The sequence below is a fragment of the Streptomyces flavovariabilis genome, from assembly GCF_000725785.1.
GTDB classification, from domain to species: Bacteria; Actinomycetota; Actinomycetes; order Streptomycetales; family Streptomycetaceae; genus Streptomyces; species Streptomyces hawaiiensis.
Genome location: NZ_JNXD01000033.1, coordinates 37035 through 56384 on the forward strand (window position 1 = coordinate 37035; position 19350 = coordinate 56384).

14 protein-coding genes and 1 pseudogene are annotated in these 19350 nt (G+C 70.6%); 7 read left to right on the top strand and 8 right to left on the bottom strand.

Features of this window, described 5'->3' with window-relative positions; translation table 11 throughout:
* Nucleotides 1-122 precede the first annotated feature (122 nt).
* The 3 genes from IO24_RS0137305 to IO24_RS0137315 all read left to right on the top strand — a co-directional run bounded on the left by IO24_RS0137305 (nucleotide 123) and on the right by IO24_RS0137315 (nucleotide 3150).
* Nucleotides 123-1070 (top strand): hypothetical protein, encoded by a 948-nt coding sequence (locus IO24_RS0137305; RefSeq protein ID WP_031143862.1) that lies wholly within the window; start codon nucleotides 123-125, stop codon nucleotides 1068-1070.
* Between the two features lie 131 nt (nucleotides 1071-1201).
* Nucleotides 1202-2245 carry a LacI family DNA-binding transcriptional regulator gene (locus IO24_RS0137310; RefSeq protein ID WP_031143864.1) on the top strand — a complete coding sequence of 348 codons (1044 nt, stop codon included), beginning with the start codon at nucleotides 1202-1204 and terminating at the stop codon, nucleotides 2243-2245.
* Nucleotides 2242-3150: a carbohydrate kinase family protein gene (locus tag IO24_RS0137315; protein WP_031143867.1), complete on the top strand. Its 909-nt coding sequence runs from the start codon at nucleotides 2242-2244 to the stop codon at nucleotides 3148-3150. The genes IO24_RS0137310 and IO24_RS0137315 overlap by 4 nt, the downstream gene beginning before the upstream one ends.
* A 362-nt stretch (nucleotides 3151-3512) precedes the next feature.
* Here IO24_RS0137315 and uvrA read toward each other — a convergent pair whose 3' ends face one another.
* Entirely contained in the window at nucleotides 3513-6539 is a 3027-nt protein-coding gene (gene uvrA, locus IO24_RS0137320; protein ID WP_031143870.1) for an excinuclease ABC subunit UvrA, read from the bottom strand.
* Nucleotides 6540-6761: 222 nt separating this feature from the next.
* Between uvrA and IO24_RS0137325 the strand changes: the two genes are divergently transcribed.
* Both IO24_RS0137325 and IO24_RS0137330 read left to right on the top strand, forming a co-directional pair.
* Nucleotides 6762-7451, top strand: a complete 690-nt coding sequence (locus tag IO24_RS0137325; RefSeq protein ID WP_031143872.1) for a maleylpyruvate isomerase family mycothiol-dependent enzyme — start codon at nucleotides 6762-6764, stop codon at nucleotides 7449-7451.
* A gap of 55 nt (nucleotides 7452-7506) precedes the next feature.
* Nucleotides 7507-8163: an MBL fold metallo-hydrolase gene (locus IO24_RS0137330; RefSeq protein ID WP_031143874.1), complete on the top strand. Its 657-nt coding sequence runs from the start codon at nucleotides 7507-7509 to the stop codon at nucleotides 8161-8163.
* A 199-nt stretch (nucleotides 8164-8362) separates the two neighbouring features.
* Here IO24_RS0137330 and aroQ read toward each other — a convergent pair whose 3' ends face one another.
* The gene (aroQ, locus tag IO24_RS0137335; RefSeq protein WP_031143876.1) at nucleotides 8363-8836 is read right to left on the bottom strand and encodes a type II 3-dehydroquinate dehydratase; all 474 of its coding nucleotides are present in this window, start codon (nucleotides 8834-8836) and stop codon (nucleotides 8363-8365) included.
* A 196-nt stretch (nucleotides 8837-9032) separates the two neighbouring features.
* Between aroQ and IO24_RS0137340 the strand changes: the two genes are divergently transcribed.
* Together IO24_RS0137340 and IO24_RS41345 are read left to right on the top strand one after the other, a co-directional pair.
* Nucleotides 9033-10079 carry a S66 family peptidase gene (locus IO24_RS0137340; protein ID WP_031143879.1) on the top strand — a complete coding sequence of 349 codons (1047 nt, stop codon included), beginning with the start codon at nucleotides 9033-9035 and terminating at the stop codon, nucleotides 10077-10079.
* 93 nt (nucleotides 10080-10172) lie between these two features.
* Nucleotides 10173-11434, top strand: a pseudogene (locus IO24_RS41345) (MFS transporter).
* 93 nt (nucleotides 11435-11527) lie between these two features.
* Here IO24_RS41345 and IO24_RS0137350 read toward each other — a convergent pair.
* The 6 genes from IO24_RS0137350 to uvrB form a co-directional block, all read right to left on the bottom strand.
* Entirely contained in the window at nucleotides 11528-12628 is a 1101-nt protein-coding gene (locus IO24_RS0137350; RefSeq protein ID WP_031143881.1) for a calcium:cation antiporter, read from the bottom strand.
* A gap of 72 nt (nucleotides 12629-12700) precedes the next feature.
* Nucleotides 12701-13003, bottom strand: coding sequence for a hypothetical protein (locus IO24_RS0137355; RefSeq protein ID WP_031143884.1), 303 nt, complete (start codon nucleotides 13001-13003; stop codon nucleotides 12701-12703).
* A 129-nt stretch (nucleotides 13004-13132) separates the two neighbouring features.
* Nucleotides 13133-14134: a TerC/Alx family metal homeostasis membrane protein gene (locus IO24_RS0137360; protein WP_031143886.1), complete on the bottom strand. Its 1002-nt coding sequence runs from the start codon at nucleotides 14132-14134 to the stop codon at nucleotides 13133-13135.
* A 222-nt stretch (nucleotides 14135-14356) separates the two neighbouring features.
* On the bottom strand, nucleotides 14357-16381 hold the full coding sequence (locus IO24_RS0137365) for a TerD family protein (protein WP_031143888.1): 2025 nt from the start codon (nucleotides 16379-16381) through the stop codon (nucleotides 14357-14359).
* 84 nt (nucleotides 16382-16465) lie between these two features.
* On the bottom strand, nucleotides 16466-17044 hold the full coding sequence (locus tag IO24_RS0137370; protein WP_031143890.1) for a TerD family protein: 579 nt from the start codon (nucleotides 17042-17044) through the stop codon (nucleotides 16466-16468).
* Between the two features lie 139 nt (nucleotides 17045-17183).
* A complete protein-coding gene (uvrB, locus tag IO24_RS0137375; protein ID WP_031143893.1) occupies nucleotides 17184-19322 on the bottom strand; it encodes an excinuclease ABC subunit UvrB in 2139 nt (712 codons plus the stop codon).
* Nucleotides 19323-19350: the final 28 nt, after the last annotated feature.

Consider the following 19350-nt stretch of genomic DNA (forward strand, 5'->3'; position numbering starts at 1 on the left):
GAACTCGGGACCCTGAACGACGGCGTACGGATGTGAAGCCTCCCCCGCGCCGGCGGAACGGTCCCGGGCGGCCCGCGCCGACGGTCTGACCAGCCGTCGCCGACTCACAGAGAGGCCCCTGCATGCCGCACGCCCCACAGCACGCGGACATCGCCACCGTGGAACTGGACTCGGCGCTGCGAGGCGGCCCCTTCCACGTCGCCCTGCGGGCCGCGATCGCCGCCCGCGGGCTGCCCCTTCAGCGTGTGCAGCACCATCTGTCCCGCCACGGTGTGAAGGTCGGCGTCACAAGCCTGAGTTACTGGCAGCAGGGGGCACGGCGTCCGCAGCGTCCCGAGTCGCTGCGGGCCGTACGCGCGCTGGAGGAGATCCTGGAGCTTCCCGAGGAGTCGCTGATCCGGCTGCTCGCCGAGTCCGGAGAGGACCCCTCCGGGCTGCGGTCCGCCGCCCGCTCCTACCGCTCCCTCGTCGAGGCCTCGGGGGTCCTGGACCAGCTGCTGGCCGAGCTGGACTGCCCGCCGGACGGGGGCCTGCACACCCTCGGTCACCACGAACGGCTCCGGATCGGGGCGCGGCGCGAACTGGCCGAGCGCGAGTCGCACCACATCGTGCGCGCCCACCGGGACGGCATCGACCGCTTCGTGGCCGTCCACCACGGCGACCGGGGGGCCACGCCCGAACGCATGCGGGTGCACGCCCTGGAGAACTGCCGTACCGGGCGCGTCCGTCGGCACCGCGACACGGGACTGCTCGCGGCCGAGCTGCTCTTCGACACCCGGCTGCGGGCCGGGGACACCTTCCTGTTCCGCTACGGCGTGGAGGACGGCACGGCCGGGGTGTCACGCGAGTACGTCCGCGGCTTCGACGCCGCCGGCGGCCAGTACGCCCTCCAGGTGTGCTTCGACGCGGCCGCCGTGCCGGTGCGCTGCCACCGCTTCGCGCAGCACTCGGCGGCGGCGCCCCGCAGCGGCTGCCAGGACCTGGCGCTGAGCGGCAGGCACCGGTCGGTCCACCTGGTGGAGCCACGGGTACGGGCGGGGATCCTGGGGATCGGCTGGGACTGGGAGTAGCGGCACGGTCTCGGATCTGCCCTCCCGCCCGACCCTGGGCGTCCGGACGTAAACGCTTGCGCAAGCGTTTACGTTTGCCGCAGGATGCGATACGTTCCCCGCCTGGACCTGATGGAGGAGGCGGGAGCGGCATGGCGACCATGGCCGACGTCGCGCGGCGCGCCGGTGTCTCCGTGGCGACGGTCTCGCATGTGCTGAACGGCACCCGGCCGGTACTGCCGCACACGCGCCAGGCGGTCCTGGACGCCGTGGAAGAGCTCGGCTACACCACGAACACGCTGGCCCGATCCCTGGTGACGGCCCGCACCCGGTCCATCGGGCTGGCGGTGTCGGCCATCAGCAACCCGTACTTCACGGAGATCCTCCAGGGCGTCGAGGCCGCCGCACTGGAGGCCGGCTACAGCCTGCTGATCGCCGATCCGCACGACGACCCGGAGCACGAGCGCAAGGTCGTCCAGCTGCTGCACGAGCGCCGGGTGGACGGCATGGTCGTCGCGCCCTCCGCCGATCCGCGCGGACTGCTCGCCTACCTCGCGCGGCACAATGTTCCGGCCGTGTTCCTGGACCGGCTGGTGGACGCGCCCGGGACGGACGGCGGTCCGCGCTTCGACCAGGTGTGCGCCGACAACGCCGAACCGACGTCCCTGCTGGTCACCCATCTCGCCGGCCTCGGTCACCGGCGGATCGGGCTGGTGGCGGGCAGGCCCGGGCTCAGCACCACGAGCGAGCGGATCACCGGCTACCGCAGCGGCCTCGCGTTCGCGGGGCTGGCGTACGACGAGCGGCTGCTGGTGCACGGAGACTCGGAGTCGGCCGGCGCCGAGCAGGCCACCGAGTCCCTGCTGTCCCTGGGTGTGCCGCCCACCGCGCTGGTCACCGGCAACAACGCCATGACCATCGGGGTGCTGCGGGCCCTGAGCGCGCACGGCCTGTCCGTGCCGGGCGATATCGCCCTGTGCTGCTTCGACGACTTCGCCTGGGCGGACCTGTTCTCGCCCCGCCTCACCGCGATCGCGCAGCCCGGCAGGGACATCGGCGCCCGGGCCGTCCGCGTGCTGCTGGAGCGTCTCGCCGAGCCGGACCGGCCCGCCCGGACCGTGCGCCTGCCCTCTGCCTTCGTCCACCGCACGTCGTGCGGCTGCCCCAGCCCGTCCGAGGAAGGAACCCCGTCGTGATCGTCGTCGCCGGTGAGGCACTCATCGACCTGGTACCGCAGGGCAGGGGTGCCCTGGCGGCGCTGCGGCCCGCACTCGGCGGAGGCCCGTTCAACACGGCCGTGGCGCTGGGCCGCCTCGGCTCCTCCGCCGCCTTCTGCTCCCGGGTGTCGTCCGATGCCTTCGGAGAGGCCCTGCTGGACCGGCTGCGCGAGACCGGGGTCGGCGTGTCCTCGGTGCAGCGGGGCACCGAGCCGACGACCCTCGCCGTCGCCACGGTCGGCGCGGACGGCTCGGCGGCGTACTCCTTCTACGTCGACGGGACGGCGGACCGGTTGTTCGAGGCGCCCTCGGCGTTGCCGTCCGGCACCCGCGCGGTGTCCTTCGGTACCTGCTCGCTGGTGCTGGAGCCAGGGGCGAGTGCGTACGAGGAGCTGATGCGCCGGGCGGCCGCGCAGGGCGTGTTCACCGCGTTGGACCCGAACATCAGGGCCGGACTGATCCCGGACGCGGACGCCTACCGGGCGCGGTTCAAGGACTGGCTGCCGTCGGTGGCGCTGCTGAAGCTGTCCGAGGAGGACGCCGAGTGGCTGGGCGGAACACCCCAGGAGTGGCTGGCGGCCGGGCCGGCGGCGGTCGTGATCACCCGGGGCGGCGACGGGCTGACCGCCTTCACCGCCGACGGCGGCGAGTACGCGGTGCCGGGCGAACGCGTGGCGGTCGTGGACACGATCGGCGCGGGCGACACGGTCAACGCGGCCCTGCTGCACGGGCTCGCGGTACGCGACGCCCTCAGCGCCCGGGCGCTTGCGGGACTGGGTCCCGGCGGCTGGACGGAACTGCTGGGCTTCGCGGCCCGCGCGGCGGCGATCACCTGCTCACGGGCCGGGGCTGAGCCACCGTACGCGCACGAGGTGGAGGGCTGACACAGGGAGGCGGCACCTCCGGCGGCCGGGGGCGGCCTGCGGCGGCCGTGGCTCGTCCGCGGTCCGGTGGATGACGAGCTGCTGCCCCTCGTCGGGAGGTACGAGCGTCTCGTGCAGCAGCCGCAGAGGGCCGGGCCTCCGGGTGCTCGATCTGCTGGGAGCCCCTCCGCCTCGGTGTCCGCCGTGAGGTTTCCGCGGGCTGGTCGAGGTGCCCATGGACGGCAGTCGGAACGCCGTGTTCGGGGCGACGGGCGAGACATGCGGTTCGTGGAGCCGAAGAGGGCCTGACCGCCCACCTAACGCGCACGCGCCGTGGCCCACAGGGGGTTGCCTGTGGGCCACGGCGCGTTCAGCGTCAGGCCTCAGCCCTTGACGGTCCTGGTCGTCTTCTTCGCGGCGGCCCTGGTGGTCTTGGCCGCCGTCTTCTCGGTGGCCGTGCTGTTGACGGTCTTGGTGGCGGTCTTGCGGGCCGATGCCGTCTTGGCCGCGACCGTCTTGCGGGCCGTCGTCTTGCGCGGCGCCTTCACCGAGGACGCGTCGCTGACGCGGTCGGCGCCGAGGATCTCCCGCAGGAACTTGCCGGTGTGGCTGGCCGGGACCCCGGCCACCTGCTCGGGCGTGCCCTCGGCGACGACCAGACCGCCGCCGGCGCCGCCTTCGGGGCCCATGTCGACGATCCAGTCGGCGGTTTTGATCACGTCGAGGTTGTGCTCGATGACGATGACCGTGTTGCCCTTGTCGACCAGTCCGGACAGGACCGTCAGCAACTTGCTGATGTCCTCGAAGTGCAGGCCGGTGGTCGGCTCGTCCAGGACATAGACCGTGCGGCCGGTGGAGCGCTTCTGCAGTTCGCTGGCGAGCTTCACGCGCTGCGCCTCACCACCGGACAGGGTGGTCGCGGCCTGGCCGAGGCGGACATAGCCGAGGCCGACGTCCTTCAGCGTGTTGAGGTGCCGGGCGATCGCGGGGACCGCCGCGAAGAAGTCGGTGGCCTCCTCGATCGGCATGTTCAGCACCTCGGCGATGGACTTGCCCTTGTAGTGGACCTCCAGGGTCTCCCGGTTGTACCGGGCGCCGTGGCAGACCTCGCACGGGACGTAGACGTCCGGGAGGAAGTTCATCTCGATCTTGATGGTGCCGTCGCCCGAGCAGTTCTCGCAGCGGCCGCCCTTGACGTTGAAGGAGAAGCGGCCGGGCAGGTAGCCGCGGACCTTCGCCTCGGTGGTCTCGGCGAACAGCTTGCGGATGTGGTCGAAGACGCCGGTGTACGTGGCCGGGTTGGAGCGGGGGGTGCGGCCGATGGGCGACTGGTCCACGTGCACGACCTTGTCGACGAGGTCGTCGCCGTCCACGCGCGTGTGCCGTCCGGGCACGCTCCGGGCGCCGTTCAGCTCGCGGGCCAGGTGTGTGTACAGGATGTCGTTGACCAGCGTCGACTTGCCGGAGCCGGACACGCCGGTGACGGCGGTGAACACGCCCAGGGGGAACGAGACGTCGATGTCCTGGAGGTTGTTCTCCCGGGCGCCGTGCACCGTGAGCTGCCGGGACGGGTCCAGCGGGCGGCGGATGCCGGGCAGCGGGATGGCCTTCTTGCCGGACAGATACTGACCGGTCTGCGACTCGTCGTTGGCGAGCAGCTCCTTCAGGGAGCCGCTGTGCACGACCTTGCCGCCGTGCTCACCGGCGCCGGGGCCGATGTCGACGACCCAGTCCGCCATCTTGATCGTGTCCTCGTCGTGCTCGACGACGATGAGCGTGTTGCCCATGTCGCGCAGCCGGACCAGGGTCTCGATCAGCCGGTGGTTGTCGCGCTGGTGCAGACCGATGGACGGCTCGTCGAGGACGTACAGGACACCCACGAGGCCGGAGCCGATCTGGGTGGCCAGGCGGATGCGCTGGGCCTCGCCGCCGGAGAGGGTGCCGGCCGCGCGGTTCAGCGAGAGGTAGTCCAGGCCGACGTCGACCAGGAACCGCAGCCGCTCGTTGACCTCCTTCAGCACGCGCTCGGCGATCTTCTTGTCGCGGGCGGTGAGCTTCAGCTCGCCCAGGAAGTCCGCGCAGTCGCTGATGGACATCGCGGAGACCTCGGCGATGGACTTCCCCATGACCGTGACCGCGAGGACGATCGGCTTCAGGCGCGTGCCCTCACAGGTGGGGCAGGGCACCTCGCGCATGTAGCCCTCGAAGCGCTCGCGGCTGGAGTCGCTCTCGGCCTCGCTGTGCCGGCGCTTGACGAACGGGACGGCACCCTCGAAGGCCGTGGTGTACCGGCGCTCACGGCCGTAGCGGTTGCGGTAGCGGACCTCGACCTGGGTCTTGTGGCCGTGGAGCAGGGCCTTCCTGGCGCGCTGGGGCAGGCCCGCGAAGGGGATGTCCGTACGGAAGCCCAGCGCGTCGGCGAGGGCGCCGATCAGGCGGCCGAAGTAGTCCTTGGTGTGGCCGTGCGACCAGGGGTGGATGGCACCCTCGTCGAGGCTCTTGTCCGGGTCCGGGACGATCAGCTCCGGGTCCACCTCCATGCGCGTGCCGATGCCGGTGCAGTCCGGGCAGGCGCCGAAGGGCGAGTTGAAGGAGAAGGAGCGGGGCTCCAGCTCCTCGAAGGAGAGGTCGTCGTACGGGCAGTACAGGTGCTCCGAGAACATGCGCTCGCGCTCGGGGTCGTCCTCGGGGAGGTCGACGAAGTCGAGCACGACCATGCCGCCGGACAGCCCGAGGGCGGTCTCGACGGAGTCGGTGAGGCGGCGCTTGGCGCCGTCCTTCACCGTGAGACGGTCGACGACCACCTCGATGGTGTGCTTCTCCTGCTTCTTCAGCGTGGGCGGGTTGGACAGCTGGATCGTCTCGCCGTCCACCCGCGCGCGGGAGTAGCCCTTGGTCTGGAGGTCGGCGAAGAGGTCGACGAACTCGCCCTTGCGCTCGCGCACCAGCGGCGAGAGCACCTGGAAGCGGCTGCCCTCGGGCAGCTCCAGGACCCGGTCGACGATGGCCTGCGGCGACTGGCGGGTGATCGGGCGGCGGCACTGAGGGCAGTGCGGCTTGCCGATGCGCGCGAAGAGCAGGCGCAGGTAGTCGTAGACCTCGGTGATGGTGCCGACCGTGGAGCGGGGGTTGCGCGAGGTCGATTTCTGATCGATGGAGACGGCCGGGGAAAGGCCCTCGATGAAGTCGACGTCCGGCTTGTCCATCTGGCCGAGGAACTGCCGGGCGTACGAGGAGAGGGACTCCACGTAGCGGCGCTGTCCCTCCGCGAAGATGGTGTCGAAGGCCAGCGAGGACTTGCCCGACCCCGACAGGCCCGTGAAGACGATGAGCGAGTCGCGCGGGAGGTCGAGCGAGACGTTCTTGAGGTTGTGCTCGCGCGCTCCACGGACGATGAGACGGTCGGCCACGCCGGTCCGCACCTTTCTTGAGAGAAGTGACAGGGGCGGGGCCCCCGTCTTTCTCAGACTAGGGGGAGCCACTGACAACGCCGGACGGATTCACGGGTTGTCAACAAACCCCGGCTCTCCAGCATGCCCGACGCCACGTCCGACCATATAGCACGTGCTTTCGATTTACGGCACTGCTTCACCACCTTCACCCGAAGGAGTGGCGGAGCTAGGGTCAGCACCATGATTGATCACGCTCATGACCTGGCGTCTGTACGTGACGCGACGGAACGGCTGCTGACCGCAGTCGGCAAACTGGACAACGCCTCTGTGACCCACCCGTCACGGCTGCCCGGCTGGAGCCGCGGCCATGTCCTGGCCCACCTCGCCCGCAACGCGGACGCCCTCGTGAACGTACTCGAGGGGCGCCCCATGTACGTCTCCGGGGAAGCCCGGGACGGCGACATCGAGCGGGACGCGCCGCGCGCCCTCGATCTCCAGCTCGCCGACCTGCGCGAGAGCGCGGCCCGCTTCCAGGAGGCCGGGGACGCCCCGGCGGACTGGTCGCGCACCGTGGAGCTGCGCAACGGGGTCACGGACTCCGCTTCCCGGGTTCCGTTCCGGCGGTGGGTCGAGGTGGAGCTGCATCACGTGGACCTGGGGATCGGGTACGAGCTGGAGGACCTGCCGGGGGAGTTCACCGAGCGGGAGATCGACTTCCTCGCCGACCGGTTCGCCGGGCATCCCGACGTACCGTCCACACGCCTCACGGACGGTACGCGCGCGTGGAGCACGGGACGGGATGCGGCGGGTGGACCGGAGGTGACCGTCACGGGCTCGCCGGCGGATCTGCTGGGCTGGCTCGCCGGCCGCCGCACCGGGGCGGCACTGGCGGCGGACGGGGGTCCGCTTCCCGTGCTGCCCCCTCTCTAGGACCGCATCCCCGGCTGCGGGACCCTGGCCACTCCCCCGCTATAGGCTGGCGGACATGACGTACAGCGGAGAGGTGACGGTCGGCGGACCGGCCGATGTGCACGAGCTCGCGGACCTGATGATCACCAAGATCGCGGTGGGTCCGATGAACAACAACGCCTATCTGCTGCGCTGCAGGGCCACGGACGAGCAGTTGCTGATCGACGCCGCGAACGAGGCGGACACGCTGCTCGGCATGATCGGTGACGACGGCATCGCGTCCGTCGTCACGACCCATCAGCACGGCGACCACTGGCAGGCGCTCGCTGAGGTCGTGGCGGCCACCGGCGCCCGCACCTACGCGGGCCGGGAGGACGCCGCCGGCATCCCCGTGCGGACCGACGTGCCGGTCGACGACGGCGACACCATCCGGGTGGGGCGCGTGGAACTCACCGCGCGCCACCTGGTCGGCCACACCCCCGGTTCGATCGCCCTCGTCTACGACGACCCGCACGGGCATCCCCATGTGTTCACCGGGGACTGTCTGTTCCCCGGCGGCGTGGGCAACACCCACAAGGACCCGAAGGCGTTCGCCCGTCTCCTGCACGACGTCGAGACCAAGATCTTCGACGCTCTCCCGGACGAGACCTGGGTCTACCCGGGGCACGGCAACGACACGAGCCTGGGCGCGGAGCGCCCGCACCTGCCGGAGTGGCACGCGCGCGGGTGGTGAAGCCGCACACGAGTGGCGCGTGACCGCGCGGGGCGCGCACGCGTGGAGTGGTGAGCCGCGCACGCGCCCCGTGTGAATCGTTCACACACGCCGGGGTCGCACATGCGCTCCCTTCCTCTTTGGTTGCGCAGTCAACTGGGCCGGCGGCCCCGGCACTGAGGGCATGACCATGGTGCCGGCCAGGCTCACCGGCAACGGCTCACGTGTCCGCCTTGCCCGCCCCCGCCAGCGCCGCGACGCGCTCCACGCCGAACACGTACCCCTGCACGCCGCAGCCCGCGATGACCCCGTCGGCGCGCAGCGAGACATACGAGTGATGCCGGAACGACTCGCGCTGGTGGATGTTGGAGATGTGGACCTCCAGCACCGGCAGGCCGTCACAGGTGTTGAGGGCGTCCAGGATGGCGACGGAGGTGTGCGAATAGGCACCGGGGTTGATCACGATGCCGCAGTGGTTCAGCCGCGCCTCGTGGATCCAGTCGACCAGTTCGCCCTCGTGATTGGACTGGCGGAAGTCGACCGTGCCGCCGTGCGCGGCCGCAGCCTTGGCGCACAGGGCCTCGACGTCGGCGAGGGTGTCGGAGCCGTAGATCTCCGGCTGCCGCTGGCCGAGCAGGTTCAGGTTGGGGCCGTTGAGGATCATGATCGGGGCGTGGGCCAGGGTGCGGGGCACGGTTCCTCCGGTCCGTTCAGGGTCGGGCGGCCCGTGGCGGACCACCGCTCAGAGCCGGTCTATCACGGTGCGTGCGCTGGTCTTTGCTCGATGCGCCCGCCGATCTCGTCCTGATACGCGCGCCGGTCTGCGCGCGGGCGGGTTAATCACGGTGCGCCGGCAGCACATCGGGTCCTAGCCTCCCGGTATGACGAGCCTGACCAGCCCGGCCTATCCGCCCAAGCCGTCCCCCGGTGACCGCATCGCCGTGATCTCGCCCTCCTCGGGTCTGCCGGGACTCTTCCCGCTCCCCTACGAACTGGGCCTGGAGCGGCTGCGCAAGGAGTACGAGCTGGAGCCGGTGGAGTATCCGGCGACCCGCACGATGGGCTCCACACCCCAGGAGCGGGCCGACGACATCCACGCCGCCTTCGCCGACCCGGAGATCAAGGCCGTCATCGCGTCGATCGGCGGCGACGACCAGATCACCGTGCTGCCGTACCTGGACCGGGAGTTGATCCGGGCCAACCCGAAGCCCTTCTTCGGGATGAGCGACAACACGAACCTGCTCGCGTTCCTGCGCACCTGCGGCATCGTCGGCTTCCACGGCGGGAGTGTGATGTGCGAACTGGGCCGCCCGGGGGCCATGCATCCGCAGACCGCCGAGTCCCTGCGCGCGGCCCTGTTCACCTCGGGACCGTACGAGTTGAGGCCCGCCGAGCGGTGGCGTGACATCGACCGGGACTGGGCGGACCCGGCGACCTTCGACGCCGAGCCGGAGACCCGGCCCGGCACCGGCTGGACCTGGGTGAACCCCGACCGGGTCACAGAGGGCCGCAGTTGGGGCGGCTGCCTGGAGATCGTCGCCTGGCTGCTGATGGCCGACCGGGAGATCGCGCGCGACCTGTCCGAGTACGACGGCGGTGTGCTGCTCCTGGAGACCTCGGAGGACATGCCGAGCGCCACGGAGGTCTTCCACACCCTGCGCAACATGGGCGAGCGCGGGCTCCTGAGCCGTTTCCCGGCCCTGCTGATGGGCCGGCCGAAGACATGGTTCTTCGAGCGGCCCAACACCCCGGAGCAAGCCGCTCGTTACGCGGCCGACCAGCGGGAAGCCGTCCTGCGCGCCATGCGGACCTACGCCCCGGAGACCACCATCGTCTTCGACGTGGACTTCGGGCACACCGATCCGCAACTGGTGATCCCCTACGGCGGCACCGTACGCGTGGACGGACCCGCCCGGCGCATCACGGTCACGTACTGAGGGCCCCGCACCCTCCGCGCGCCCCCGTAACCGACGGTCACGGTGGGTAGTTGACGCGGCATGCACGACGTACGCACCGTAAAGGCACCCTCCATGCCGCGCCTCGCGGCCGCCTCACTCGCCGGCACGGCCATCGAGTTCTACGACTTCTTCGTCTACGGCACCGCGGCGGCCCTGATCCTGGGACCGCTGTTCTTCCCGACCTTCTCCCCGGTGGCCGGGACGCTGGCCGCCTTCGCCACTTTCGGTGTGGGCTTCGTGGCCCGGCCGCTCGGGTCGGTGTTGTTCGGGCACATCGGGGACCGGCGGGGGCGGCGGCCGGTCCTCGTCGCCTCCCTGCTGCTGACCGGGGCCTCCACGGTCGCGGTCGGCTGCGTGCCGACGTACGACACGATCGGCGTGGCCGCTCCCCTGCTGCTCCTGGCGCTGCGCTTCCTTCAGGGGCTGGGGCTCGGCGGGGAGTGGGGCGGGGCGGTGCTGCTCGCGGTGGAGCACGCGTCGGCCGAGCGGCGCGCCCTGTGGTCGAGCTTCCCGCAGGTCGGGCTCGCGGTGGGGTTCCTGCTCGCCAACGGTGTGGTGCTGGGGCTGTCCTCGGCGCTGACGGAGGCGCAGTTCGCAGCGTGGGGGTGGCGGGTGCCGTTCTGGGCGGCGGGGGTGCTGGCCGTCGTGGGGCTGTGGCTGCGGTCGTCGCTCACCGAGAGCCCCAGCTTCCTCGAAATCGACGACCACGCGCGCGTGCCGCTCGCCGAGGTCGTCCGCGATCACTGGCGGCTCCTTCTGCTGACCGGCGGGGGGCTCGCGATCGGCTACGCGATCTTCTACGCCGTGACGACCTGGTCCCTCGCCTACGGGACGGAGCGGCTCGGGGTGAGTCGCAGCGTCATGCTGACCTGCATCATGGGCGCGGTGCTCTCACCCCGCTGATGGCGCTGCTCGGAGACCGCTACGGCCGGCGGCCGCTGTGCCTGGCCGGGTGTATGGCCGCCGCACTGTGGATGTTCCCGATGGTCGCGCTCCTCGCCACCGGGGCGCCGCTGCCGATGTTCCTCGGCTTCCTCGGGGCGATGCTCGCGTTCATCACGATGTTCGCCGTGATCGCCGCGTATCTGCCGGAGCTGTACGAGCCGCGGGTGCGCTGCACCGGGGCCGCCGTCGGCTACAACCTCGGAGGGGTGCTCGGAGGCGCGCTCACACCGATCGTGGCAACGGCCCTGGCCGAGCAGGGTGGCCGGGTGCCGTGGGGTGTGGCCGCGTATCTGACGGCGATCGCGCTGTTCAGCCTGGGGTGCTTCGCGTTGCTGCCGGAAACGCGTCCGGTGCGGATGGGTGCGGCTGCGGAGGCCGCTCCCGGGTGAGAGTCGGGGCCGCTCCGGGGTGAGGGCTGGGGCCAGAGGTGTTGGTGCCGTGCCGGTGCTGCGCGTAAACGCCTGCGTGAGCGTTGCGTGCGCCTACGGGTTGATCGCCAGCTCCAGGTACGCCGCGAACAGCACCAGGTGGACCCCGCCTTGGAGCGGCGTGGCCCGGCCCGGCACCACGGTCAGCGAGGCCACCACCACGGTCAGGGCGAGCAGCACCATGTGGGTGGCGCCGAGGCCGAGGACGAGCGGGCCGGAGAGCCAGAGGGAGGCGAGCGCGACGGCGGGGATGGTCAGTCCGATGCTGGCCATGGCAGAGCCGAGGGCGAGGTTCAGGCTGGTCTGCACACGGTCGCGGCGAGCGGAGCGCAGGGCGGCGATCGTCTCCGGGAGCAGTACCAGCAGCGCGATGATCACGCCGACGACGGCATGGTGGAGCCCGGCGGCCTCCACTCCGGACTCGATGGTGGGCGAGACACCCTTGGCCAGGCCGACCACGCCGACCAGGGCCAGACCGAGCAGGGCCAGGCTGATCCGGGCGGTGCGGGCGGTCGGCGCCTCGGCATGCTCCTCGGTGGTGATCACCTCGCCGTGCCGGGTGATCGGCAGGAAGTAGTCCCGGTGCCGCACGGTCTGCGTGGTGACGAACAGGCCGTACAGGATCAGCGAGGACAGCGCCGCGAAGGTCAGCTGGACGGTGGAGAACTCGGGCCCCGGCTTGCTCGTGGTGAACGTCGGCAGGACCAGGCTGAGCGTGGCCAGGGTCGCGACGGTGGCGAGTGCGGCGCCGGTGCCCTCCGGGTTGAAGACGGCCGTGCCGTGCCGCAGCGAGGCCACCAGGAGGCACAGGCCCACGATGCCGTTGCAGGTGATCATCACGGCCGCGAAGACCGTGTCCCGGGCCAGGGTCGAGCTCTTGTCCCCGCCATCGGCCATCAGGGTGACGATGAGGGCGACCTCGATGATCGTGACGGCGACGGCGAGCACGAGGGAGCCGAACGGCTCACCGACCCGATGAGCCACGACTTCGGCGTGGTGCACGGCGGCCAGGACGGCTCCCGCGAGGACCAGGCTCACCAGGGCGACGATCGCGACCGGCAGATCCCGCCCCCAGGTCAGGACCAGCAGCACCGCCGCGAGCAAGGGCACCTGGGTCGTCCACCGTGCCGCGAGCCGCCTGCGCCGAGCGATCATGCAAAGATCGTCGCAGACGTGCGGGGGCCCCGCACTCCGGTCGCGCCAGGCCCCCAGGGGCGCCCTTTCGGGCTACTTGAGGTCGCGCACTTCCAGGACGTCACAGTTGGTGAACACCCGCTCGCCCGTGCTGAGCGCGTCCAGCCGCTCCGCCATCCTGCTGGTCTCGGGGGCGTCGCTGTTGCGCATGGCTTCCTCGAACGAGTCGAACTCGATCAGCGCCAGATAGCGGTCGGGCCTGTCCCGGTCCTTCAGCAGCATGCTGTGGGTGGGGCCGCCCGTCCGGTCGGCGTTGCGCTGCCCCGCCTCCTCGATCAGCTGCTGCATCTCCTCCAGACGCTCGGTCTCGAAGTCGATGATCTGTACGAACTTCATGGAGCCTCCAGCCGGCCACGGCGCCCCCGGGCCGGGGAACGCGTCTGGGAACAAGCAAGCACCGGGACCGGTGGTCGGCAATTCGCCGGCCACCGGTCCCGGTGATGGTTGTTCCTACGTCCGACGCGGTCAGACGTCGATGCTGTCCTTCGGAGCGTCTCCGCTCTTCTCCTGCGCCGCCTCGGCCGCCGCCTGCTTCTTGGAAGCTCGCAGGCTGGTGATCGTGGTGACGATCAGGACGGAACAGATCACGCCCAGCGAGACCGGAATGCTGATCTCGGGGACATGCACCCCGGACTCGTGCAGCGCGTGCAGCACCAGCTTCACGCCGATGAAGCCGAGGATGATCGACAGGCCGTAGCTGAGGTGGACCAGCTTCCTCAGCAGGCCGCCGATGAGGAAGTACAGCTGGCGCAGACCCATCAGGGCGAACGCGTTGGCCGTGAAGACGATGTACGGGTCCTGGGTCAGACCGAAGATCGCGGGGATGGAGTCGAGGGCGAACAGCACGTCGGTGGTGCCGATGGCCAGCATCACGACCAGCATCGGGGTCATGACCCGCTTGCCGTTCTCCTCGATCCACAGCTTGGTGCCGTGGTACCGGTCGGCCACGCCGAAGCGGCGCTCGGCGGCCTTGAGGAGCTTGTTCTCCTCGAACTCCTCGTCCTCCTCGTCGGCCCGGGCCTCCTGGATGAGCTTCCAGGCGGTGTAGATGAGGAAGGCGCCGAAGATGTAGAACACCCACGCGAAGCTGGCGAGGATCGCCGCGCCGGCGGCGATGAAGATCGCTCGCAGGACCAGGGCGATGAGGACACCGATCAGCAGCACCCGCTGCTGGTACTGCGACGGCACCGCGAACTTCGCCATGATCAGGACGAAGACGAAGAGGTTGTCGACGCTCAGCGACTTCTCGGTGATGAAGCCGGCGAAGAACTCACCGGCGGGCTGGCCGCCGGCGAACAGGAGCAGGCCGAGCCCGAAGAGGGCGGCCAGAACGATCCAGACGACCGTCCATATTCCGGCTTCCTTGATCGAAACGTCGTGCGGCTTGCGCCCGATGAAGAAATCGACCGCGATCAGGGCGGCGAGGCCCACGATCGTCAGGACCCATAGGGTCATGGAAACATCCACTGCGCCTCCGGCAGTCGTAACGGCAAATGTCAGCGTCGTCGCTGCCGGAGGTCTCTTCCACCCAATGATGGGCCGACGCCCCGGGATCTGGCCTGATCCGTATTGACGGGTACGCCGCAGCAGACAGGGAGTACTCCCCTCCGTGCCGTCAACAGTACCCCAATCACCAAGAACAGGTAAAGCGCTTGGCAAAGAGAGGCCAAAATCCCTGGTCAGAGCGGTTTACGTGAACTTGGTGCGGGCGGCGGCGACCTGAGTGAGCACCTGCTGGAGGACCTGGCTGCCGGGCGGCACGAGCGCCGGCTCGTACGTCCAGGCGTGACCGACCCACGGGTCGGCGAGGTGATCGTCGGCCACCGGTGTCAGTCGCAGCAGCGAACGCCACAGCGGGTCGAGCAAAGGCCCGTACCCGGAGGACGCCTCCCGGTCCGCCACCATCATCAGGTGGACGCCGAAGGCGGGGCCCTCGTCGGCGAGGTAGCGCAGCTGGTTCACGGACCGGTCGTCGAAACCGTGCGGGAAGTCGTTGACGATCAGGAGCTGCTGGGAGGTGTCGAAGCCGGGCGGGAGGGAGTCGGCGGCGCCGCCCCGGACCGCCATCTGCACCAGGTCGACCCGTTGCGTGAGCCGGCCCAGTACGTCCGCCACCCCGGCGGCGCCGAGCGCGGGCGGGCCCGCGAGCACACCGGTCCGCACGAGGGGCGCCAGCGACTGTGCTCCCGAGCCGGCCGGGTCGATGACATGGACGGTGAACTCCCCCGCCGGGTAGACGGCGAGCAGCCGGGCCGCGTGCGCGACCGCCGTCTCCATGGCGAGACGGCTCATGGCCTGGGAGTCGGTGAACGCACCGTCGGACGATCCGGCCGGTCCGCTGTCGATCCACAGGCCGCGCTCCAGCGGCAGCCGGACCAGCATCGGAATGCGGATCCGGTCGGCCTCGGGGAGGTGGAGGTCGCCCAGGCGCAGGGCCATGGGGATCTCCATCGGCACCCGGTAGGCGTGCCACACCGGGTTGTCCCAGTGGGCGTACGCGGGCGGCAGTGCCGGTTCGACGACGTCGGCCTCGGCCTCGAGCTGGGTGAGGTCCCGGTCGAGGGCCTCCCGGGCCTGGGCGACGAGTTCGGCGTGCCGGGCCCGGGCCGCCTCTCGGGCGGCGTCGCCCTGCCCGCCGATCCGGCTGCGCGGGTCGGAGAGGACCTGCTCCAGCTCCTTGTCCATGCGTGACTCGGCGAAGTCGACGGCGCTGCGGTAGGCGGCGGTGGTGCGGGCCAGGTCCTCGAACATGCCCCAGACCTGGTTGTAGAGCCGCTCCTCCATGGACCAGCCGGTCGCGTCGCCCGCGACGGGCTGCGCGGACTGCCCGGGTGCGGCCGGGGGCGCGGTCGGCGGAGGCGGGGGCGGAGCGGCGTTCCGGCGGCGCGGGTGGCTGTAGTCGATCGGGCCGCCGGCCGTGGGCGCGGACGGCTGGGTGACGGCGCTGGGTTCCGGCGTGGCGCCGGGAAACGACGGCTGCTGCGGAGCGGGCTGCCCGGGGCCGCCGGGCGTCTGGCCACCGGCACTGTAGGGGGACATCGGTGGCACGGGACCGGGCTGAGGCGTGGTGCCGCCCTGGTCCGGGCCGAGGGCGGGAGTCGCCGCCTGCCGGGAACGGTCGCCGTCCGCCGTGCGCGGCGGGGGCGCCTGCACCGAGCGGGCCAGCCCCTGGGCCACCGCGTCGTTGATGGAGCCGGCCAGCTGGTGGGCCTGTGGCAGTCCCTGGTCGGTGAGGAGTTCGGCGAGGCCTCCCGCGTAACCCTGGCCGACGGCGCGCACCTTCCAGGCGCCCTGCCGACGGTAGAGCTCCAGGGCGACGACGGCCGACTCGGCCTCCAGGCCGGTGATGGTGTAGCTGGCGACCTCGCCGCCGTCGAGGCCGGTGACGGCGACGAAGGGGGCCGCCACCACGCCGAAACGGACCGGGCCCGTCCCCCCGGCGGGCAGGGCGAGCAGCACGCTCACACGGTGGACGGCCTGCGGCACGGCGTCGAGGTCCACCGCGAGGCGGTGGTCGGCGGCGGCCTGCCGGGATACCTCGAGACCCGGCTGGGTGGGTGCACCCGGGTGGGCCACCCACTCCGCGCCGTGGATCCGGCCGTTCTCGTCACCCAGCGCGGCCACGGCCACGATCGGCGTACCGGCCGAGACCCGGATCTCGAGACGGGCCTGGGAGAGCGGGTGGTTCTGCCCCCGCACCAGCTCGGCCGTCATCGCCTTCGTCCCCCTGTGTCGTTGTGTGAAGTCGTGTACTGCCCGCCGGGCCCGCCGGTGCGGGGCCGGCGGGCCCGGGTGCTCTCAGAGCACCGGCAGGATCGACGGCATCAGGTCCTGGAAGGTACGGCCGTTGGCCGGGTTGCCCAGGGCCGTCATCGCCCAGCCCTGGCCCGAACGGTGGACCTTGGCCATGATCTGGGCCGTGTACTGGCCGCCGCCGGCGAGCGTGTAGCGGGCGAGCTCCTGGCCATTGGTCTCGTCGACCAGGCGGCAGAACGCGTTCTGCACCTCCTGGAAGGTCTGGCCCGTGAAGGAGTTCACGGTGAAGACGATCTGGTCGATGTGGACCGGGATCCGTGCGAGGTCGACGAGGATCGCCTCGTCGTCGCCGCCCTGGCCGACACCGCCGACGAGGTTGTCACCGGTGTGGCGCACCGAGCCGTCGTCGCTCACCAGGTGGCGGAAGAAGACGACGTCGACCGGCTGCTTGTCCGCGAACAGGACGGCGGAGGCGTCGAGGTCGATCTCTCGCGTGCGCGAGCCGAACAGCCCACGCCGGGGAGCCGCCTGCCAGCCGAGACCCATGCGAACCGCAGTCAGGCTGCCGCCGTCGTTCTTCTGCAGACTGATGGCCTGACCCTTGGTCATGTTGACGGTCACGCGCTGATTCCCCTCTCGAACGTCCCCTGTTGCCGCGTAGTCGCGGTTGTCCAGAACCCTACGCAGGGGCACTGACAGCGACGTACCCCGGTCCGCACTTTGTGTCGGTCTTGCAACACTGCGCGTACGGGGGACGCTGTCAGGCCAGGCCCGCCTCCTTCATCTGGCGCAGTTCCTTCTTCATCTCGGACACCTCGTCGCGCAGCCGGGCCGCGATCTCGAACTGGAGCTCCGCGGCGGCCGCCCGCATCCGCGCGGTGAGTTCCTCGATCTGCCCGGCCAGTTCGGCCGCGGGGCGGTCGGTCGGCACCGTCTCCTTGGCCTTGCCCTTCGCGGACTTGGCGGTCCCGGCGGCCTTGCCGAGGGAGGGCACGGGTGCCTTGGTGCCCCCGCCGTCCTTCTTCGCCTTGCGGTAGCCCGAGCCGAGCAGCTGCTCGGTGTCGAGGTCCTCGCGGGCGATCTGGGAGACGATGTCGTTGATCTTCTTGCGGAGCGGCTGGGGGTCGATGCCCCGTTCCGTGTTGTACGCGACCTGCTTCTCGCGGCGCCGGTTGGTCTCGTCGATGGCCTTCTCCATCGCCGGGGTGATCTTGTCGGCGTACATGTGGACCTGGCCCGACACGTTGCGCGCGGCGCGCCCGATGGTCTGGATCAGGGACGTGCCGGAGCGCAGGAAGCCCTCCTTGTCGGCGTCCAGGATCGCCACCAGGGACACCTCGGGCAGGTCGAGGCCCTCGCGCAGGAGGTTGATGCCGACCAGCACGTCGTACTCACCCGCGCGCAGTTCACGCAGCAGTTCGACACGGCGCAGGGTGTCGACGTCGCTGTGCAGATAGCGCACCTGGATGCCCAGCTCCAGGAAGTAGTCCGTGAGGTCCTCGGCCATCTTCTTGGTGAGCGTGGTGACCAGGACGCGCTCGTCCTTCTCGGTGCGCTGCCGGATCTCGTGCACCAGGTCGTCGATCTGGCCCTCGGTGGGCTTGACGACGACCTCCGGGTCGATGAGGCCGGTGGGGCGGATGATCTGCTCGACGGCGCCGTCCGAGCGGGACATCTCGTAGGTGCCCGGGGTGGCCGACAGGTAGACCGTCTGACCGATGCGCTCCTGGAACTCCTCCCACTTCAGGGGACGGTTGTCCAGGGCGGAGGGCAGCCGGAAGCCGTGGTCGACGAGGGTGCGCTTGCGGGAGGCGTCGCCCTCGTACATGGCGCCGATCTGCGGAACGGTGACGTGCGACTCGTCGATGACGAGCAGGAAGTCGTCCGGGAAGTAGTCGAGCAGGGTGTTGGGCGGGGAGCCGGGCAGGCGGCCGTCGAAATGCATCGAGTAGTTCTCGACACCGGAGCAGGAGCCGATCTGGCGGAGCATCTCGATGTCGTAGGTGGTGCGCATCCGCAGGCGCTGGGCCTCGAGCAGCTTGCCCTGCTTCTCCAGCTCCGCGAGGCGCTCGGTCAGCTCCTTCTCGATGTCGTTGACGGCCCGCTCCAGGCGCTCGGGTCCCGCGACGTAGTGGGAGGCCGGGAAGACGTAGAGCTGCTGGTCGTCGCTGATGATCTCGCCGGTGAGCGGGTGCAGGGTGGACAGCGCCTCGATCTCGTCGCCGAACATCTCGATGCGGACGGCCAGCTCCTCGTAGACCGGGAAGATCTCGATGGTGTCGCCGCGGACGCGGAAGGTGCCGCGGCTGAAGGCCATGTCGTTGCGCGTGTACTGGATGTCCACGAAGCGGCGCAGCAGCGCGTCGCGGTCGATCTCCTCACCGACGCGGAGGGGGACCATGCGGTCCACGTACTCCTGCGGGGTGCCGAGGCCGTAGATGCAGGAGACCGAGGCGACCACGACGACGTCGCGGCGGGTGAGCAGCGAGTTGGTCGCGGAGTGGCGCAGGCGCTCGACCTCCTCGTTGATCGAGGAGTCCTTCTCGATGTAGGTGTCCGACTGCGGGACGTACGCCTCGGGCTGGTAGTAGTCGTAGTACGAGACGAAGTACTCGACGGCGTTGTTCGGGAGCAGCTCGCGGAACTCGTTCGCCAGCTGCGCGGCCAGCGTCTTGTTCGGGGCCATCACGAGTGTGGGGCGCTGGAGCTTTTCGATCATCCACGCGGTGGTGGCGGACTTGCCGGTGCCGGTCGCGCCGAGCAGCACGACGTCCTTCTCGCCCGCCTCGATGCGCCGGGCGAGATCGGCGATGGCCGTCGGCTGGTCGCCGCTCGGCTGGTAGGGGCTGACGACCTCGAAGGGCGCCACCGTGCGTTCGATCTTGGAAACGGGCCGCATGGGATCCACCGTACGACCCCGCACTGAC

Excerpts from the sequence above, each read along its gene's own strand:
- IO24_RS0137325 (WP_031143872.1), top strand. The coding sequence starts at position 6,762 with ATGATTGATCACGCTCATGACCTGGCGTCTGTACGTGACGCGACGGAA.
- uvrB (WP_031143893.1), bottom strand. The coding sequence starts at position 19,322 with ATGCGGCCCGTTTCCAAGATCGAACGCACGGTGGCGCCCTTCGAGGTC.
- IO24_RS0137310 (WP_031143864.1), top strand. The coding sequence starts at position 1,202 with ATGGCGACCATGGCCGACGTCGCGCGGCGCGCCGGTGTCTCCGTGGCG.
- IO24_RS0137330 (WP_031143874.1), top strand. The coding sequence starts at position 7,507 with ATGACGTACAGCGGAGAGGTGACGGTCGGCGGACCGGCCGATGTGCAC.
- IO24_RS0137355 (WP_031143884.1), bottom strand. The coding sequence starts at position 13,003 with ATGAAGTTCGTACAGATCATCGACTTCGAGACCGAGCGTCTGGAGGAG.
- IO24_RS0137365 (WP_031143888.1), bottom strand. The coding sequence starts at position 16,381 with ATGACGGCCGAGCTGGTGCGGGGGCAGAACCACCCGCTCTCCCAGGCC.
- IO24_RS0137305 (WP_031143862.1), top strand. The coding sequence starts at position 123 with ATGCCGCACGCCCCACAGCACGCGGACATCGCCACCGTGGAACTGGAC.
- IO24_RS0137350 (WP_031143881.1), bottom strand. The coding sequence starts at position 12,628 with ATGATCGCTCGGCGCAGGCGGCTCGCGGCACGGTGGACGACCCAGGTG.